Below are 16048 nucleotides of genomic sequence, written 5' to 3' on the forward strand. Positions count from 1 at the left end.
TTAAAAGTTATAATTTAATCTGGCAAAGTAGCTTCTGCCATAGAAAAGGTTCTGGTTTCCTGCTGCTGCACTGTGCGCATCACCCTGTATTATCGAGTTTCTCAGACTGCTTACATCAAATATATTTTTGATACCGGCAGCAATTTCAAAATGATTATTAAAGAATGGCTGGGAAACCGTAAAGTTTAACATACTGAAACTTCGTACTTCACCGAGTATAAATTTTGGAGGTGCAGAAAGATCGATATTTGATTCCTGAACAAACTGTTTTCTTGATCCCGTATATTTATAATAAAGAGCAAACAGAGTATTTGTTTTAGGCAGCGTATAATTAGCAGCTAAATTGGCTTCTGAATAAAAATTGTAATCGTCTGGTGAGGTGATATTTCCTGCTGTTAACTCCTGAGAAATTCCCATAAAAGAAACGCCTGCATTCAGAGAGAAATTATTGCGTTTTGCAGTAAATCCACCCCCAAATATCATTGAACTGTATTTGTTGATATTTAGAAAAGTAAAACGCAGTGGGCTGTTGCTGATAACTACATTTTCAATTCTATCCTGTACATCCAGATACATCCCGGAAAGGGTTACATCAAAATTCCAGGCATTAGAATTTTTCGTCTTATAATCCCAGAATAACCCTACGGAATATCCTGTTTCAGGTTTTAAATTTGCATTTCCTCTGATGTCGTGATTGGCATCCACTACATAGGTGTATAATTCTTCGTAGGTAGGAAATCTGTTTGAAGATCCAAAAACAGCACGAAGATCAGACTTTTCTGAAGTGCTGTATCTGGCAGTTAATGAATAGTTTTGCTGAGAATCAAATCTGTCGCTCAACGCCAGACGGAATCCCGGTCTTAAAGAGAAGTCGTCTGAAACTTTCCATTCAGCAGAAATAAAATTAGCGTAGCTGAATACAGATCGGTTAACATTATTTATTTCCTGAGGATTGTAGGCTACAGTAGAGCCCGTTGCATAACCACTCGTTCTGTCAAGCTCGTATCCTAACTGAAAATTAAATTTTTCACTGTCTAAGAAATTACTGAATAACCCACGGGAATACAGCACCTTAGAGTCATAATACATGCTTTTACTGTCTCTTGTAAGCTCTGTACGGTTAGGAACATCGTATTTATAATTCTGGCTTTCTCTCTCCTGAGTCTGATAAGAGAAATCTCCCATATAATTGATTCTTCCCAGTTTTGTCTGAACATTCAACTGATGAATCCATCTTTTTGTGAAATAATCTGTATCGTCTGAAGTGTACGTTTTATTACCTCCGCCCAGAGAAAATTCATTTACAATCTGATTTCGGAAGTTGATGTTTTCTCTTAGAAAGTTGACCTTATAAAATAATACAGTATTGTTTTTAGAATATCTTACCGCTCCATTCGTAGTTAAAAGATCTTTTGGAAGCCATTCATAGCCGCGGTTTCCGTCGTTTGCAGGGCTGAAATATTTGTACCCGTTAAATCTTCCTTTATAACCCTGAAAGTCGTTGTGATTGATGTCTGCAGTTACCGTCCAGTTGGCATTGATTTTATAACCTAAGTTTAAAGACTGAATATGTCTTCCGTTTCCTTTCTTAAACCAATCGTAATCTTTACCCACCGTTTCTTCCTGAAGAGAAAGGTTTATATTTACTTTTTTACTGTAGCTTTTCTTTGTAATAATATTGATAACACCCGTTACAGCATTATTTCCGTACTCAACTCCCATTGCACCTTTCACCACTTCGATACGCTCGATATTGTTGACGTTGATTTTGCTTAAATCCATCTGATTTCCACTGCCTCTGTCTGTAACCACCGGGATGTTATCGATCAGAATTTTTGTGTAAGCACCTCCCAATCCCATGATATTGGCTTGTGAACTTCCGTCACCTGCATCCGGAACAATCTGAATGTTCAGGTTTTGGTTCAGAACTTCCGCAGCGGTGGTTACTGCCATATTTTTGATCATCTCAGCATCAATTACTTCAACCTTGTAAATTGATTTGTTGATCGACTGCTGCATATATTGTCCGGTAATAACTACTTCATCAATATTTTTTTGAATTACAGAATCTTTCTTTTGCGAATACACGCCCGTAATTGCTGATAATGCCAAAATGGACAGCACTTTCTTCTTCATAAAGGTTACAATATTTCAGCAAATATAAGTTTATTTAGAATAGATAAAAACAATTTTTAAAGCAATTTTTATTTTTCATTCAATAGTTCAAAATAATCCACTTTTATATTTCACATTTTCAAGAAAAAATTAATATTTAATTTATTGATTTACAATTATTTAAAAAGATAATAAAATTAAAAAAATAATTCTGATGTAAAGCAAAAACAGAAAACAAGATTTTTATCATATTTTTATTTAGAACTGATAAAAATAATTAATTACTTTTGTAGAATAATTCTAAATAATAATCGGTATGAAATTGAAACTACTTTTCGCAGCTATTGTTTTCACATCAGCAAATGCAAATGCACAACTGGCCACTTTGAACGAAACATTTGAAAGTGCTGTTGTTTCTACCCCTGCAAACTACAATAACCTCGTAAATGGATGGACAAAAAAAGTAAATGCACCTTCACCCCATAACATTTATGTAGATCAGTCGAACGGAAACAAATATGTAAACTTCTACTCGGCTGGTTCACTGGCAGCAGATGTTTTCTTAATCTCTCCACAGATTATGGCACCAGATGGTACCAAACAGCTCAGCTTTACAGCAACACGTTTAGAGGGATTTGCCACCATGGAGGTAGGATTGGTAGATCACCCGGAAAGCCTGGTTGCCAACAGTGGAGTTCCTGCATCTTATCAAGTGCTTCAGACTTATACTTTTACAGGTACAAACACTCCCGTTGTGACACCGTTTACAGTGCCTGCATCGTCTAATCAGTATATTGTATTCAGATACCGTAATCCGCAACCGCTCTTTCCAGGATCTACCATGTCTCATGCTGTTTTGTCAATAGACAATGTCATTTACGATACCGCTGGAAATCTCTCTGTAACAGAGAAATCAAAAGAAAGCAATGAGATTAGATTTGCTGTAAATTCAGAAAATACCGCGTTACAGTTTTTAGGAAAAGATTCTCCAAAATCTGTAGAAATCTATTCTGCCGGCGGACTTAAAGTTGCTGCAGGAACTGTAGATTACAACAGATTCAGCATCAGCACACTTCAAACAGGAGTTTATTACATCCTTATCGAAACTAAGGACGGTAAAACTCAGAAATCGAAGTTTATCAAAAAATAATACTTTCTATTTTTTCTAATAAAAAGGCAGTCTCAGAATTTCTGAAACTGCCTTTTGTTTTTGAGCGAGGTGTTGGATAATTGATGATTGATAATTGATGATTGATGATTGATGACTGATGACTGATGACTGATGACTGATGACTGATGACTGATGACTGATGACTGATGACTGATGACTGATGATTAGCAAAATTACTTTATCAAAAACTATTTCCTCCCACTTTTTCCTTGACTCTTTTTACTTTTTACTTGGTTCTTTTTACTTTTGCCTTGGCTCTTTAATAAATCTTAAACCCTTTGTAAACCTGTGCGGATTCTTCAGATATTTTAGAAGCGTGTTTTCTGAATTCTAAAAGATGATCTGTCCCGTTGTGATGATTGTGGTGCTGAACCGTTTCCCACAACTCGACGAGGAAAAAAGTTCCTTTGTTTTCGTTATCTTCGATCAGGTCATACTGAAGACATCCCTCCTCTTTTCTGGTTTCTCTTACCAAAGTCTGAAACAATTCTACAGCTTCCATCAGATGATTCTCTTTGAATCTGAACAGCGCGACAATATGTAAATTCATGTGTTATTTTTAGGCTGTAAAAGTAGATTAATTTTGATTTTAATTGAAATCAGATTCTGCTAAATTTTTCACAAAAAACACCTCTCTTATCTCAAATCATTTTTAAAATAAAATTCCAGACCCAATCCCGAAACACGCATCCCGTATCACTTATCCCGAAACTAAAAAATTGATTTAAAAATAGTAATAGAGCTCATCACAATGACCAATGCTCCAATGATGATAAACATATTTTTCACAGGAAGTCTGGAGGTCAGCATAGCAGAAAAAGGTGCAGTGATAATTCCGCCAATTAAAAGTCCGAGAATAATATTCCAGTGCTGAATACCTAGAGTAAAAAAGAACGTTACAGCTGCGGTAATTGTTAAAATAAATTTTGCAACCGTAGAACTTCCTACGGCAAATCTTGGGGTGAAAGAATTTTTAATCAAAGTTCCGGTCACCAAAGGTCCCCATCCTCCACCAGCAAACGAATCAATAAAACCACCGATGACGCCCAGCCTTGTTAAGTTGGTTTTCTTTTTTAAAGATTTATTTTGCTTAGGCTTAAAAGCATTTGAGAAAATTTTGAAACCTAAATACAAAGTATAAAAAGCAATAACCGTTTTGGTTATTTTTGAATAATATTCACCTAAATATGTCAGACTTAAAGCTCCGAGAACAGCTCCAATAATAGCAGGAATGGCTAGTTTTTTCACTAAACTTTTACTTACATTTTTAAGTTTAATATGGCTGATACTTCCCGCAGCCGTTGTAAAACTTTCAGCAGAATGAATACTTGCACTCACAATATGAGGTGGAATTCCTAAGAACATCAGTGTCGTCGTACAAATCACTCCATAACCCATTCCCATTGAGCCCGCGACAACTTCAGCAAAAACTCCAATCAAAAGCATCCAGTAAAATATATAATTGTCTTTCTCCAAAATAATCTGAAGTTCATCCAAATAACCCAAACTGTAAAGTAAAAAAAAGGCTATAATTAAAACCGCAACTGTCACCAAAAGCAAATTAATTCTAAACTGGATTTTCGGAGTAATCACCATATCATCAAGTGTTTAATTAAAATTACAAAATCATCACCGCGCCAACGGTAGAATTGCTCGTTTCATCAATCAGAATCGCATTTCCGGTTGATTTACTGTCTTCAAAACTGTCAAAAACCAAAGGTGAAGCAGTTTTAAATCTTAATTTTACGACTTCATTCAGCTTAATACTTTCTGCAATCGGAGTTTGCTCTAACGTATTCACATCAATTTTGTATTCGATTTCTTTGATGATGGCTTTTACCGTTTTACTTTTATGCTGAATGAAATATTTGTTGCCTTCGTTCAGTTCTTTTTTATCAAGCCAGCAGACAATGGCTTCCAGCTCATTTTCAACTTTAGGCTGAAGGTCGGTTTTTACTAAGAAATCACCTCTACTAATGTCGATATTATCTTCAATATGAATTACGGCAGGCTGATTGGTAAATACAAAATCTACTTCTTTTCCTCCGGTTTCAATTTTTGAAATTTTTGTCTGAATATTTTGCGGAAGAACGGTAATTTCATCTCCTTTTCGATAAATTCCTGAAATCACTTCTCCTGCATAACCTCTGTAATCATGCAATTCATCCGTTTGCGGACGAATCACATACTGCACCTGAAATCTGGGATTTTCATTGGCCTGATCTTCAAAAATTTCAACATTTTCAAGAAAATCTAAAAGAGGTTTGCCTTTGTACCAATCCGTTTTTTCAGATTTTGAAACAATATTATCTCCATGAAAAGCAGAAATCGGAAAATAACTGACGTTTTCAAGCTTCAGTTTTTTAGCAACTAAATCGTATTGAGCTTTGATATCATTGTAAATTTCTTCAGAATAATTTACCAAATCCATTTTATTAATGGCAACCACGACATTTTTCATTTTTAATAATGAGGCAATAATCGAGTGCCTTCTTGTCTGCTCAATCACGCCTTGCCTTGCGTCAATCAGAATCACCATTAACTGCGAATTGGAAGCTCCCGTGATCATATTTCTGGTGTACTGAATATGTCCTGGTGCGTCGGCAATAATACATTTCCTTTTCGGTGTTGAAAAATACCGGTAAGCGACATCAATCGTGATTCCCTGTTCTCTTTCAGCTCTCAGACCGTCAGTAAGAATTGCAAGGTCAATTCCGTTTTCGTTTTTATTTTTGGACTGTTTTTCCAAAGCTTCAAGCTGGTCAATCAGTATATTTTTGCTGTCGTAGAGCAGTCTGCCAATCAAGGTGCTTTTCCCGTCGTCTACACTTCCTGCGGTGATAAATCTTAGTATGTCCACATTTATTTTATTAGTAATGAGTAATTGGTAATGGGTAATTAGGTTAAGGTTAAGAGTGAAAACAAATTTGATTTTAACATTAATTTTAAAACTTCGCTTTATAAACTTCCAGCTTCCCTCACCCAGCTTACGGCTTAAAAATATCCTCCTTTTTTTCTGTCTTCCATTGCTGCTTCTGTTGCTTTGTCGTCGATTCGGGTTTCGCCACGTTCGGAGATTCTGGACGCGGTGATTTCGCTTAAAACATCATCCAAAGTTTCAGCAGAGCTTTCAACGGCGGCAGTACAAGTCATATCACCAACAGTTCTGTAACGTACTTTTTTATTAACAATCGTATCATTTTCATCAATCTGAATAAAATCTGAAACCGCTATCAACTGTCCGTCAAACTCAATCACATCACGGTTGTGAGCAAAATAAATGGATGGCAATTGAATATTTTCCTTCTTAATATAATTCCAGACATCCAATTCAGTCCAGTTTGAAATTGGGAAAACTCTTACATTTTCACCTTTATTGATTCTTCCGTTGTAGATATTCCACAATTCCGGACGCTGTAACTTTGGATCCCATTGTCCGAATTCGTCCCGGACAGAAAAAAATCTTTCTTTTGCTCTTGCTTTTTCCTCGTCTCTTCTTGCTCCGCCAATACACGCGTCGAACTGAAATTCTTCAATCGTATCTAATAAAGTATGCGTCTGCAACCAGTTTCTTGATGCAAATTTTCCTTTGGGTTCGGTTAAATTTTTAGCTTTAATCGTGTCTTCAACTTTTCTTACAATCAGTTCAGCTCCCAGCCTTTCAGCAAAGTAATCTCTGAACTGCAATGCTTCCGGAAAATTGTGTCCTGTATCAATATGTACAAATGGAAAAGGAATTTTCATCGGAGCAAAAGCTTTTTTCGCCAAATGAACCAGTGTAATCGAATCTTTACCACCACTGAAAAGCAAGGCTGGTTTTTCAAACTGAGCCGCAATTTCACGCATAATGTAAATGCTTTCGGCTTCCAATTGTTCGAGATAATTTAATGTATAGTCACTCATTATGATTTGAAAGATTAAATTTGAATTAATTTGAATGCAAACCGCATTCTTTCTGTGAAGTTTCCCACCACCATCTTCCGGCCCGCGGATTTTCGCCTTCTTCAATGGCTCTTGTGCAAGGCTGACAACCAACGCTGATAAAGCCTTTTTTGTGCAAGGACAATTCCTGAACATTATTTTGTTTTAAATAATCTAAAACATCCTGATAAGTCCAATTGATTAAAGGGTTGTATTTGTATAAATTTCTTTCATCATCCCACTCCAGAATTGGCATATTTTCCCGGTTTTCTGACTGTTCAGCACGAAGTCCGGTAATCCAGACTTTGGCATATCCCAAAGCACGGTTCAGTGGTTTTACTTTTCGGATAAAACAACATTCTTTTCTGTTTTCTACGGAATGATAGAAAGCGTTGATTCCTTTTTCAACAACATATTTTTCTACATCTGCAGATTCAGGAAAATAAACTTCTGTAGTTTTTTTATAACGTGAATTATTTTTTGAAAGTAAATCGTAGTGCTCATAAAAAAGCCTTCCCGTATCTAAAGTGAAAACTTTAATCGGCAAATCATTCTTAAAAATAGCGTCGGTAATAACCTGATCTTCCTGACCAAGTGAAGTTGAGAAAACAATTCCTTCTGAAATTTTAGACGAAATAAACTGTAATCCGTCTTCTAAAGTGAGCTGCTGTAAGGTGTTTATATCTTCTTTTGAAAACATTTTTTCTGTTTGATACCAGCAAATATCCAACAAAAATATTATCCTACCAAATAAGTAGACTTTTAAAATTAAATAAAAGACAGATTAATCTTTCAAATCTAATAATGTTTTTTCCTCCAAAATTTTCAGTGAAGCGTCTCTTACTTCAATTAAAACATCGTGTAAACTGCAGTGATCTTCGTTGCAGTCGGCACATTTTTCATAAAAATTGAGACTTACACACGGCAGCATTGCAATTGGACCGTTGACAAGCCTGATAATTTTTGCAAGACTTACATTCTGAGGATTTTCTTTAAAAAGATAACCGCCACCTTTTCCTTTTTTACTGTCGAGGATGTCTGCTTTTTTCAGTTCGAGGAGAATATTTTCCAGAAATTTCAATGGAATTTTCTTGTGATCTGCAATTTCTGAAATAAGAATTGGGCCTTCATTTCTCTTTTCCACGAGATATGAAAGTGCCTTAAAAGCATATTGAGATTTTTTTGACAGCATTACAGCAAAAATAGGAAAAAAAGTTGGATGTTAGGAGGTGGAAGGTTGAAGATGGGAGCACGAAGCATAAGGGAGCTTAGATTAATCCTGTGAATTTTATTTACAATTATTTTCACTTCAAGCTTCCAGCTTCCCTCTTCCAGCAAAAATATTATCTTTGTCTCATGTTCAGTAAAGAAGAAGCACAGCAATTAAAGAAAGAATTTTGGACGGCATTCGGGAAATCATTTCCGCGAAAATGGATTTTGTACAATACCAAAATCAAGGATTTTTCGTTTAAATTTTCCGCCGACAATAAAAAAGCCGAAGTTTCTCTGGATATCGAAATGAAGGATGAAGTTTTCAGAGATGCGTATTACAACAAGATCTGGTCGTTGGAAGACATTCTGAAAGATTTCATCGGCGATTTTCATAAAGAAGAATTTTACACTCTCGAAAACGGAAAAGTCATCAGCAGAATCTGGGTAGAAAAAGAAGGAGTTTCTGTTTTTAACAAAAATACATGGCAGGAAACCTTCGAGTTTTTTGTTGAAAAAATGGATGGTTTTGAAAGGTTTTATTATGAGTATGAGGATTTTATAAAGGATGTTTAATAGTTAATTTTAAAAAATAAAAGCAAAACACAAATGAAAAAACAATTAACAATATTGATTCTGTTGGTATTCAGTTTTCTGTCTGCACAGAATGTATTTAAATCAAAAAAGCAAAATATACTTAGCGAAGTATTATGCTCATCAAAATGATGATAAGAAAGCCTTGGCTAATTATCTAGAAGCTATTAAAATCAATCCTAAAACTCCAACCAGCTACGAATATCTTACCGCTGCCACAATTGCATTTAAGTTAAAAAATAATAAAACTGCAAAAAAATTGCTTGCTCAAAGTATTTCAAACCAGTTAGCTCCTATCGATTTCATTAAGGAATTTGAAAGTCTTCAACGTTATAAAGATTATGAAGAATTTAAAGATGTTTTAGCTCAATATGACGATTTAGAAAATCAGTATTTCCGTACACTTAAAAATCCTAAAGCATACATGGAAATTCAAAATCTTATTGCTAAGGATCAACTTGTAAGAGAAAATGATGAGCTTTTCAATAAATTAGCTAGAAAAACCGATTCAACAAATATCACAGAGCTGATGGAATTAACCAAAAAATATGGTTGGGAAAAACGCGGTTGGGTTTTATTATGGCATCACCGCGGAATTTCTAATGATCGAAAATTTGTCTGGGATTTTTTTAAGCCTTATCTGGAAAATGCAATTAAAAAAGATAATGTGAATAAAGATTTTTTTGTTGATTTTGAAGAGTTCGACAAGTCATTTGATGCATATCTAAACAAAGAGAGCAAAGGAGCGATATACACTTTGCGTAGTTTGGGAAATTTAAATGGAAATACAGAATATTATGATATACAAAATCTTGATAAAAGAAGGAAATCGGTAGGTTTGCCACCCTTATATTTTGAGTACTTTCTTGACAACAATTCAGAACTTCCAGAAGGTTACGAGTATAATCCCGAAAATTTACTGAAAGATCTAGAAAATCTATAATTATTATTTTTTTTATAACACAAAAAAAGAGAAACCCGCAAGTTTCTCTTTTTCTATATAATTATCCAAATTTCTTCTTTCTCAGCCAGAAGAATAATCCTCCTAAAAGTCCGATGATTGCTAATGGAAGCAGCAAATTCAGCCACTGCCATTTTGCTTTTTCTTCTGTGATTCTGTACCTGTCTAGAAGACGCTCTTCGATGTTTCTGTTTCGCAGTTCTATCAGATTGCTGTCATCCAGGAGATAGTCGAGGGCATTTCTGAGGAACTGCTCGTTTCCGAACTGTTCATCTGTCAGCCTGTCGATTCCAAGCGGTAATGGCTGACCTTTTACAATTTTGTTTCTTGCTAAATCTCCGTCTGCAATCACGATCATTTTGTTTTCCGGACTTTCAGATTTAAAATTAGGATAGCCTTTTCTTTCAATTCTTGAAGCGTACGCGGAATTGAATTTACCTTCCAAAGCCACCGCAAAAATCTTCGGTGTACTTGGTCTTTCCATCTGCCCGAGGCTGTCGACACTCGCAATTTCCTTTAACTCAACATAGTTTGGAACCTGTTTCAGTAAAGTTCTCTCGCTGGATTCAAAAAGAACCTTTGTTTTAAACTTTTTCCCGCCCAAAGTATCAATCGATGTCGGAAATTCAAATTTTACGGGATTGATATTTTTAGTAATCGGATTGTTGTTTTCAGCAATTCCCAAAGGAAAATAAGGCCACGGAAGACTGCTGAACTGCGGGTTTCCATTAATTTCACCCGTAACAATTTTCATCAGAGCATACTTTTTAACATCTTTCACCAAAGCCGGATTTAATCTTAAACCATAATTGAAAAAGAAGTCTGTCATATTAATATCTACAGGGAAAGGCATGAGTTTTTTAGACCTCGTCAGTGTATCCATTTCAGCATTTACAGCATCAATCATCCACAGCGTTTTTCCGCCGTTCATAATGTATTGGTCGAGGATCAGCTTTTCGCCGTCTGTAAAGGCTTTCCGTGGTTTGGCGATTACTAAAGCATTCATCTGTTTCAGCATCGGCAGATCTTCCAGTGAAAGTTCTTTTGTATTTTTTGGAATAACCGGCCCTGCCTGATAATTTTCATTGGCAATCTGCATGAAACTTTCAAATTCAGACGGACTCAGCTCGTCCTGATTCACCAAAACACCAATTTTCTTTCTCTCATCCGTTGCAACAGCTTTGATGTTTGATGCAAGATTATACTCCAGATTTTCTATTGATTTTCTCAACTGATCCTGAGCATTGATATTACTCTGGTGTACAATTAAAGGAATCGAAATCCCTCTTCCCTGATACTTTACAACAGCATAAGGATAAACTTCAATCTGCGTAATCTTTCCTTCTTTTTCGTCCGGAAGAATAGATTTCTGCATTCCCATGGCCATCAGGGTGTCTTCAGGAATTCTGTTTTTAATAGGATCTGTAAACCTGAAATCTACGTTTGAATTAATTTTCCTGAACTCTTCCAGCATAAATTTGGTTTCATTCTGAAGCTGTCTGAAACTTGCCGGAAAATCTCCTTCAAGGTAAACTTCCACCATCACAGGTTTTTTGATGGATTCCAAAACTTTAACGGTGCTGTCTGAAAGCGTGTATCTTTTCTCTTTGGTAAGGTCTAATCTGATACCTGAAAAAGCAAGTACAATTACCAACGGCAGAATTACAAAAAGTAAAATTCCGAGGTGCGATTTAAATTCTATCTTCTTCATGTTCTACTTCTTTTTGGTGATAAAATAATTAGACAAAAACAATGTAATTCCGATAATCAAAATAAAGTAGGCAACGTCTTTAAAGTCGATCAAACCTCTTGTAAAACCCAGGAAGTGTTGGTAAAAACCTACATTCTGAAGAATAAAATCTGCACCTCCTAAAAGTTTATAGCTAGCCAATTGTTCGATTCCGAAATACAAAATGAAAGACATGAAAACCCCCAGTAAATAAGCCATAATCTGGTTCTGGGAAATGGATGAGGCCAAAATCCCGACTCCTGCGAAAGCTGCGATCAATATGATTAAACCCAAATAACTTCCCATCGTCATTCCCATATCGATATTACCGGTGGGCACGCCTAAAACATAGACTGTATAAAGGTAAATGAGTGAAGGAATTAAACATAAAATCCCGACAACCCAAACCGAAAGAAATTTTCCTGTAACTAAATCTGATATTTTCAGCGGTTGTGAAAACAGCCAGTTTAATGTTCCGGTTTGCTGCTCCTCAGCAAAAGTCTTCATCGATAATGCCGGAATAATAAACATTAAAAGCCACGGCACCAAAACGAAATAGCTCTGCAGCGAAGCAGAACCAATGTCGAAAATATTGGAATCATTCTCGAAGAAAAACAGAAACAGCGTCGTTATCAGACTGAAAGCAGCGATGATAATCCACGCGCTCCAGTTCCCGAAATAACTCCAAAGTTCCTTTTTTAAAATTGCAAACATAAATTAATTTGATATTTGAGGTTTGATATTTGAGATTATTGCGGCATTACGAGGAATGTGGCATCTCAATTTTAACCATTTTCTTTACTTATTAAATCATCTTCGATACTTTTCAGATCGAAAATCAAAATTTTTACTCGCTATTGAGTTTTTTTGATTCAAAATTGAATCCTTTATACTCAAATTTGAATATTTGACAGTGAACGTTGAATATTTTTGATTCAAATCTGAATCTATTTTGCTCAAGTTTGAGCCTTTTACATTAAACATTAAGTGTTTTTGTGTTGTCAGCAAGACTTTCAACTTGGTTCTTTTTCCTTTTTACTTGTCTCTTTTTCCTTTTCCTTTATTCACCAACTTCACCGTCATCATAATCAAAAATACAAGAACGAAAAATCCGCAGATTAATTGCCACCAATATTCGATAACCATTGATTTTAAAATTACTGTGAACACGACCAGAAACAATATAAAAGTGGCTATTTCATTGGCCTGTCTCAGTTTTATATTTGCAGTTTCAAGCGTATTTCCGTTGAGGGCTTTTAATTTTAATACTTTTTTCCAGCACCAGAAATGGTAAACAGCCAATCCGATGAGGAATGTTAATTTCAAATGAAACCACGGCGTTTTCATTAAATTAAAATTCAAAAAGATCATAACTAAACCGCATACAGTCATGATGACACCAGCCGGAACGGTAATAATATTCCAGAGTCTTCTCGCCATGAAGGTGTATTGTTCTCTGAGAATATTTCTTTTCGTTTCATCAAAGGCATCGGTATCTTTATAGTACACAAAAATTCTGACGAGATAAAAAATTCCCGCAAAATAAGAGACCATAAAAATAATGTGCAAAGCCTTGATGATGGTATACAGCATCGTAAAAATTTGTGGGCAAAGATAAGTTATTTCAGAAAAAAAGCGAATTTAATCTGAAATCTTTAGGATAAAATAGTAATGATTGAAGAATTTTTCAGGTTTCCCAACCACCAACTACTGTAACAATATATCCTTTTTTACTTTTCTTTATTAAATAAGTTTTTCCATAAGCAACTTCATCAAATTCTAAAATATAAGTATCTTTCAAATCAAGACATTTAAACATCTTACTGTAACGTTGGACAAGTATGTTAAAAGGACTTGTTTTTTGAAATTCCTGATATTCTTTTGATGTTAAAAAAACTACTTTTTCACCATAAGTATTTATTCTCAGTAAATTTTCGTCGTCAGTAACAATTATTCTCACTCTTAGCTTATCTACAAAATCTTTCGGCCTAGTAGAAGATTGTTTGTTTAACTCCTCCTGCTGTTTTTTAATATCATTTTTGAAATTTTCAATATCTACTTCGAAAGCATCTTCCCACGCTTTTTCTGTTTCTAAAAGAGTGTAGTTTCCATAAATAATAGCTTCAAAAATTTTAGTAAAATCATTTTCGACGGTAGCATACTTAGGATTTAAATCTTCAGAATCGGAAATCCCATCACGATCAGAATCTTTCGAAAAAGGATTTGTAAAATAATTCATTATTTCATCCAAATCATTCCATCCATCTTCGTCACTGTCTTTTAAAATTTCTTTTAAATTAATGACTACTAACGCATTATTTTTAACCGTTTCATAAACCGGACCGCCACCCGGAAGAGATAACGGCTCTGTCATTCTTACAATATCTGCCTCAATCTGAAAATGATTTTCATCTTTCCATAACAGAAAATTTGAATTAGATTTAAAAACAAAATTACTTTCTTTATACAGACCTGTAAAATAATTCTTCCAAGTCTTCCCTTCGTCATTTGAAATTTTCAAATAATATGCAGGATTGAAAGAATGTTTTAAAACATAGAGAATTCCGATTTTTCTACCAATTTTTCCTGTCTTAATAATTAAAGGCCTTGGTATCTCATAATATTTTCTCTGAAAAGCAAGTTTAGAGAGTGAATCTTCTATTTTATAAAATCCAAGTATTGAATCGGGTACTTTATTTAAAATTGCTTTATTGTACTCCAATTCCAAAGAATCTACAACAGCGTCTATTGAAGCAGGGTTTTTCACTGTTTGCACTTTTATAAAATCGAATCTTTTTTTAAGTGCATTGCTTTTCAATTTTGTATTTTCAATAAGTTTTTCCGAAGTTGAGTAGCTTGCCTGAACACTGTCTTCGTATTTAGTCAACAAACTGCATTTACAAGCCGAAGATCTTTGTGACTGCGCTGTATTGAAGACGATTAAGAAGGTTATCAAAAACAGTTTTTCAATCATGGTGTTTTTTATTTTTTATAACGATAATTATAGCTTAAATATTTAAAATCGAAGAAATAAAAAAACGGAATTTCAAAAAAATGAAACTCCGTCAAATATCTTTAAATTAAAAGTTTAGGAAATCACTCCCAACTCCTTTCCTACTTTCTCAAAACCTGCAATTGCTTTATCCAAGTGTTCTCTGGTATGAGCCGCAGAAAGCTGAACTCTGATTCTCGCTTTTCCTTTGGGAACAACGGGATAGAAGAATCCGATTACGTAAATGCCTTCATCCATCAGCTTTTCAGCCATTTTCTGAGCCAAAGGTGCGTCGTACAGCATCACCGGAACAATCGCAGCATCACCATCAGGAATATCAAAACCTTTGGATTTCATTTGAGTTCTGAAATATTCTGCATTTTCCATTACCTTGTCACGAAGCGATGTATCGTCTGAAATCATATCCAAAACTTTCAAAGCTGCCCCAACAATTCCGGGCGCCAATGAATTTGAGAATAAATACGGTCTCGAACGCTGTCTCAGCATATCGATGATTTCTTTTTTACCCGACGTAAATCCACCCAAAGCACCGCCCAAAGCCTTCCCTAAAGTGGATGTAATGATGTCTACTCTACCCATTACTTCATTGGCTTCGTGTGTTCCACGACCTGTTTTTCCGATAAAACCTGTTGCATGAGAATCGTCTACCATTACCAGAGCATCGTATTTATCTGCCAAATCGCAAACACCTTTTAAATCAGCAACAATTCCGTCCATTGAAAAGACGCCGTCTGTAACGATGATTTTGAATCTGTGATTTTTTTCTGAAGCAGCAATTAATTGAGCTTCCAAATCTTCCATATTATTATTTTTATAACGGTATCTCGCTGCTTTGCAAAGACGAACGCCGTCAATAATCGATGCGTGGTTCAATTCATCTGAAATAATCGCATCTTCTTCAGTAAAAAGTGGTTCGAAAACTCCGCCGTTGGCATCAAAACACGCTGCATACAAAATGGTATCTTCAAGACCTAAAAAGTCAGCAATTTTTTGCTCCAAATGCTTGTGAATATCCTGAGTTCCGCAGATAAAACGTACAGAAGACATCCCGTAACCGTGAGACTGTATCATTTCCTGAGATGCTTTTATCACATCAGGATTGTTTGATAAACCAAGGTAATTGTTGGCACAGAAATTCAGAAGTTTCTTGCCGTTGGCTTCTATTTCGGCACTTTGCTGTGACGTGATGATTCTTTCCTTTTTAAAAAGACCATCAATTTCGATATTCTGTAATTCGTTCTGTAGGTTTTCAAGATACTTTCTAGAGATCATTTTTTGATAAATTTTAGGTGTGCTAATTTAACAAAAAAGACCTCTGTGCGGAAGTCTTTGTAA

The 16048-nt window shown here is 35.2% G+C and carries 15 protein-coding genes; 3 read left to right on the forward strand and 12 right to left on the reverse strand.

All coding sequences use genetic code 11. The features are described from left to right. Positions 1–2136, reverse strand: a complete 2136-nt coding sequence (locus ASG31_RS09435; RefSeq protein ID WP_056031118.1) for a TonB-dependent receptor plug domain-containing protein — start codon at positions 2134–2136, stop codon at positions 1–3. Between the two features lie 295 nt (positions 2137–2431). Between ASG31_RS09435 and ASG31_RS09440 the strand changes: the two genes are divergently transcribed. Further along, positions 2432–3265 (forward strand): T9SS type A sorting domain-containing protein, encoded by an 834-nt coding sequence (locus ASG31_RS09440; RefSeq protein ID WP_056031121.1) that lies wholly within the window; start codon positions 2432–2434, stop codon positions 3263–3265. Between the two features lie 280 nt (positions 3266–3545). Here the strand turns inward: ASG31_RS09440 and ASG31_RS09445 are convergent, their stop codons facing one another. The 6 genes from ASG31_RS09445 to ASG31_RS09470 all read right to left on the reverse strand — a co-directional run bounded on the left by ASG31_RS09445 (position 3546) and on the right by ASG31_RS09470 (position 8399). Next, the gene (locus ASG31_RS09445; RefSeq protein ID WP_056031125.1) at positions 3546–3836 is read right to left on the reverse strand and encodes a putative quinol monooxygenase; all 291 of its coding nucleotides are present in this window, start codon (positions 3834–3836) and stop codon (positions 3546–3548) included. 161 nt (positions 3837–3997) lie between these two features. After that, positions 3998–4882, reverse strand: a complete 885-nt coding sequence (locus ASG31_RS09450; RefSeq protein ID WP_056031128.1) for a sulfite exporter TauE/SafE family protein — start codon at positions 4880–4882, stop codon at positions 3998–4000. Positions 4883–4904: 22 nt separating this feature from the next. After that, positions 4905–6146: a sulfate adenylyltransferase subunit 1 gene (locus ASG31_RS09455; protein ID WP_056031130.1), complete on the reverse strand. Its 1242-nt coding sequence runs from the start codon at positions 6144–6146 to the stop codon at positions 4905–4907. Positions 6147–6280: 134 nt separating this feature from the next. Further along, positions 6281–7189, reverse strand: coding sequence for a sulfate adenylyltransferase subunit CysD (gene cysD / locus ASG31_RS09460; RefSeq protein ID WP_056031133.1), 909 nt, complete (start codon positions 7187–7189; stop codon positions 6281–6283). A gap of 25 nt (positions 7190–7214) precedes the next feature. Further along, on the reverse strand, positions 7215–7907 hold the full coding sequence (locus ASG31_RS09465) for a phosphoadenylyl-sulfate reductase (RefSeq protein ID WP_056031136.1): 693 nt from the start codon (positions 7905–7907) through the stop codon (positions 7215–7217). Positions 7908–7991: 84 nt separating this feature from the next. Next, positions 7992–8399 carry an RrF2 family transcriptional regulator gene (locus ASG31_RS09470; protein ID WP_056031138.1) on the reverse strand — a complete coding sequence of 136 codons (408 nt, stop codon included), beginning with the start codon at positions 8397–8399 and terminating at the stop codon, positions 7992–7994. 164 nt (positions 8400–8563) lie between these two features. Between ASG31_RS09470 and ASG31_RS09475 the strand changes: the two genes are divergently transcribed. Both ASG31_RS09475 and ASG31_RS09480 read left to right on the forward strand, forming a co-directional pair. Beyond that, on the forward strand, positions 8564–8992 hold the full coding sequence (locus tag ASG31_RS09475) for a DUF4268 domain-containing protein (RefSeq protein ID WP_056031145.1): 429 nt from the start codon (positions 8564–8566) through the stop codon (positions 8990–8992). A gap of 91 nt (positions 8993–9083) precedes the next feature. Next, entirely contained in the window at positions 9084–9953 is an 870-nt protein-coding gene (locus tag ASG31_RS09480; RefSeq protein WP_056031149.1) for a tetratricopeptide repeat protein, read from the forward strand. A gap of 61 nt (positions 9954–10014) precedes the next feature. Here ASG31_RS09480 and gldG read toward each other — a convergent pair whose 3' ends face one another. The 5 genes from gldG to kbl form a co-directional block, all read right to left on the reverse strand. Beyond that, positions 10015–11682, reverse strand: coding sequence for a gliding motility-associated ABC transporter substrate-binding protein GldG (gene gldG / locus ASG31_RS09485; protein ID WP_056031152.1), 1668 nt, complete (start codon positions 11680–11682; stop codon positions 10015–10017). Positions 11683–11685: 3 nt separating this feature from the next. Then, positions 11686–12414, reverse strand: coding sequence for an ABC transporter permease subunit (locus tag ASG31_RS09490; RefSeq protein WP_056031154.1), 729 nt, complete (start codon positions 12412–12414; stop codon positions 11686–11688). 321 nt (positions 12415–12735) lie between these two features. Continuing rightward, positions 12736–13293, reverse strand: a complete 558-nt coding sequence (locus ASG31_RS09495) for a CopD family protein (RefSeq protein WP_056031157.1) — start codon at positions 13291–13293, stop codon at positions 12736–12738. A 94-nt stretch (positions 13294–13387) separates the two neighbouring features. Continuing rightward, positions 13388–14587, reverse strand: coding sequence for a hypothetical protein (locus ASG31_RS09500; protein ID WP_131725527.1), 1200 nt, complete (start codon positions 14585–14587; stop codon positions 13388–13390). Between the two features lie 201 nt (positions 14588–14788). After that, positions 14789–15985 (reverse strand): glycine C-acetyltransferase, encoded by a 1197-nt coding sequence (gene kbl, locus ASG31_RS09505; RefSeq protein WP_056031162.1) that lies wholly within the window; start codon positions 15983–15985, stop codon positions 14789–14791. Positions 15986–16048 lie beyond the last annotated feature (63 nt).

Source organism: Chryseobacterium sp. Leaf404 (genome assembly GCF_001424145.1).
Taxonomy (GTDB): domain Bacteria; phylum Bacteroidota; class Bacteroidia; order Flavobacteriales; family Weeksellaceae; genus Chryseobacterium.

Bases quoted from the DNA above. Each gene is read 5' to 3' on its own strand.
- ASG31_RS09475 (WP_056031145.1), top strand. From the start codon at position 8,564: ATGTTCAGTAAAGAAGAAGCACAGCAATTAAAGAAAGAATTTTGGACG.
- ASG31_RS09465 (WP_056031136.1), bottom strand. From the start codon at position 7,907: ATGTTTTCAAAAGAAGATATAAACACCTTACAGCAGCTCACTTTAGAA.
- ASG31_RS09490 (WP_056031154.1), bottom strand. From the start codon at position 12,414: ATGTTTGCAATTTTAAAAAAGGAACTTTGGAGTTATTTCGGGAACTGG.
- kbl (WP_056031162.1), bottom strand. From the start codon at position 15,985: ATGATCTCTAGAAAGTATCTTGAAAACCTACAGAACGAATTACAGAAT.
- ASG31_RS09435 (WP_056031118.1), bottom strand. From the start codon at position 2,136: ATGAAGAAGAAAGTGCTGTCCATTTTGGCATTATCAGCAATTACGGGC.
- ASG31_RS09445 (WP_056031125.1), bottom strand. From the start codon at position 3,836: ATGAATTTACATATTGTCGCGCTGTTCAGATTCAAAGAGAATCATCTG.
- ASG31_RS09450 (WP_056031128.1), bottom strand. From the start codon at position 4,882: ATGGTGATTACTCCGAAAATCCAGTTTAGAATTAATTTGCTTTTGGTG.
- ASG31_RS09470 (WP_056031138.1), bottom strand. From the start codon at position 8,399: ATGCTGTCAAAAAAATCTCAATATGCTTTTAAGGCACTTTCATATCTC.
- ASG31_RS09495 (WP_056031157.1), bottom strand. From the start codon at position 13,293: ATGCTGTATACCATCATCAAGGCTTTGCACATTATTTTTATGGTCTCT.
- ASG31_RS09440 (WP_056031121.1), top strand. From the start codon at position 2,432: ATGAAATTGAAACTACTTTTCGCAGCTATTGTTTTCACATCAGCAAAT.
- gldG (WP_056031152.1), bottom strand. From the start codon at position 11,682: ATGAAGAAGATAGAATTTAAATCGCACCTCGGAATTTTACTTTTTGTA.
- ASG31_RS09480 (WP_056031149.1), top strand. From the start codon at position 9,084: ATGTATTTAAATCAAAAAAGCAAAATATACTTAGCGAAGTATTATGCT.
- cysD (WP_056031133.1), bottom strand. From the start codon at position 7,189: ATGAGTGACTATACATTAAATTATCTCGAACAATTGGAAGCCGAAAGC.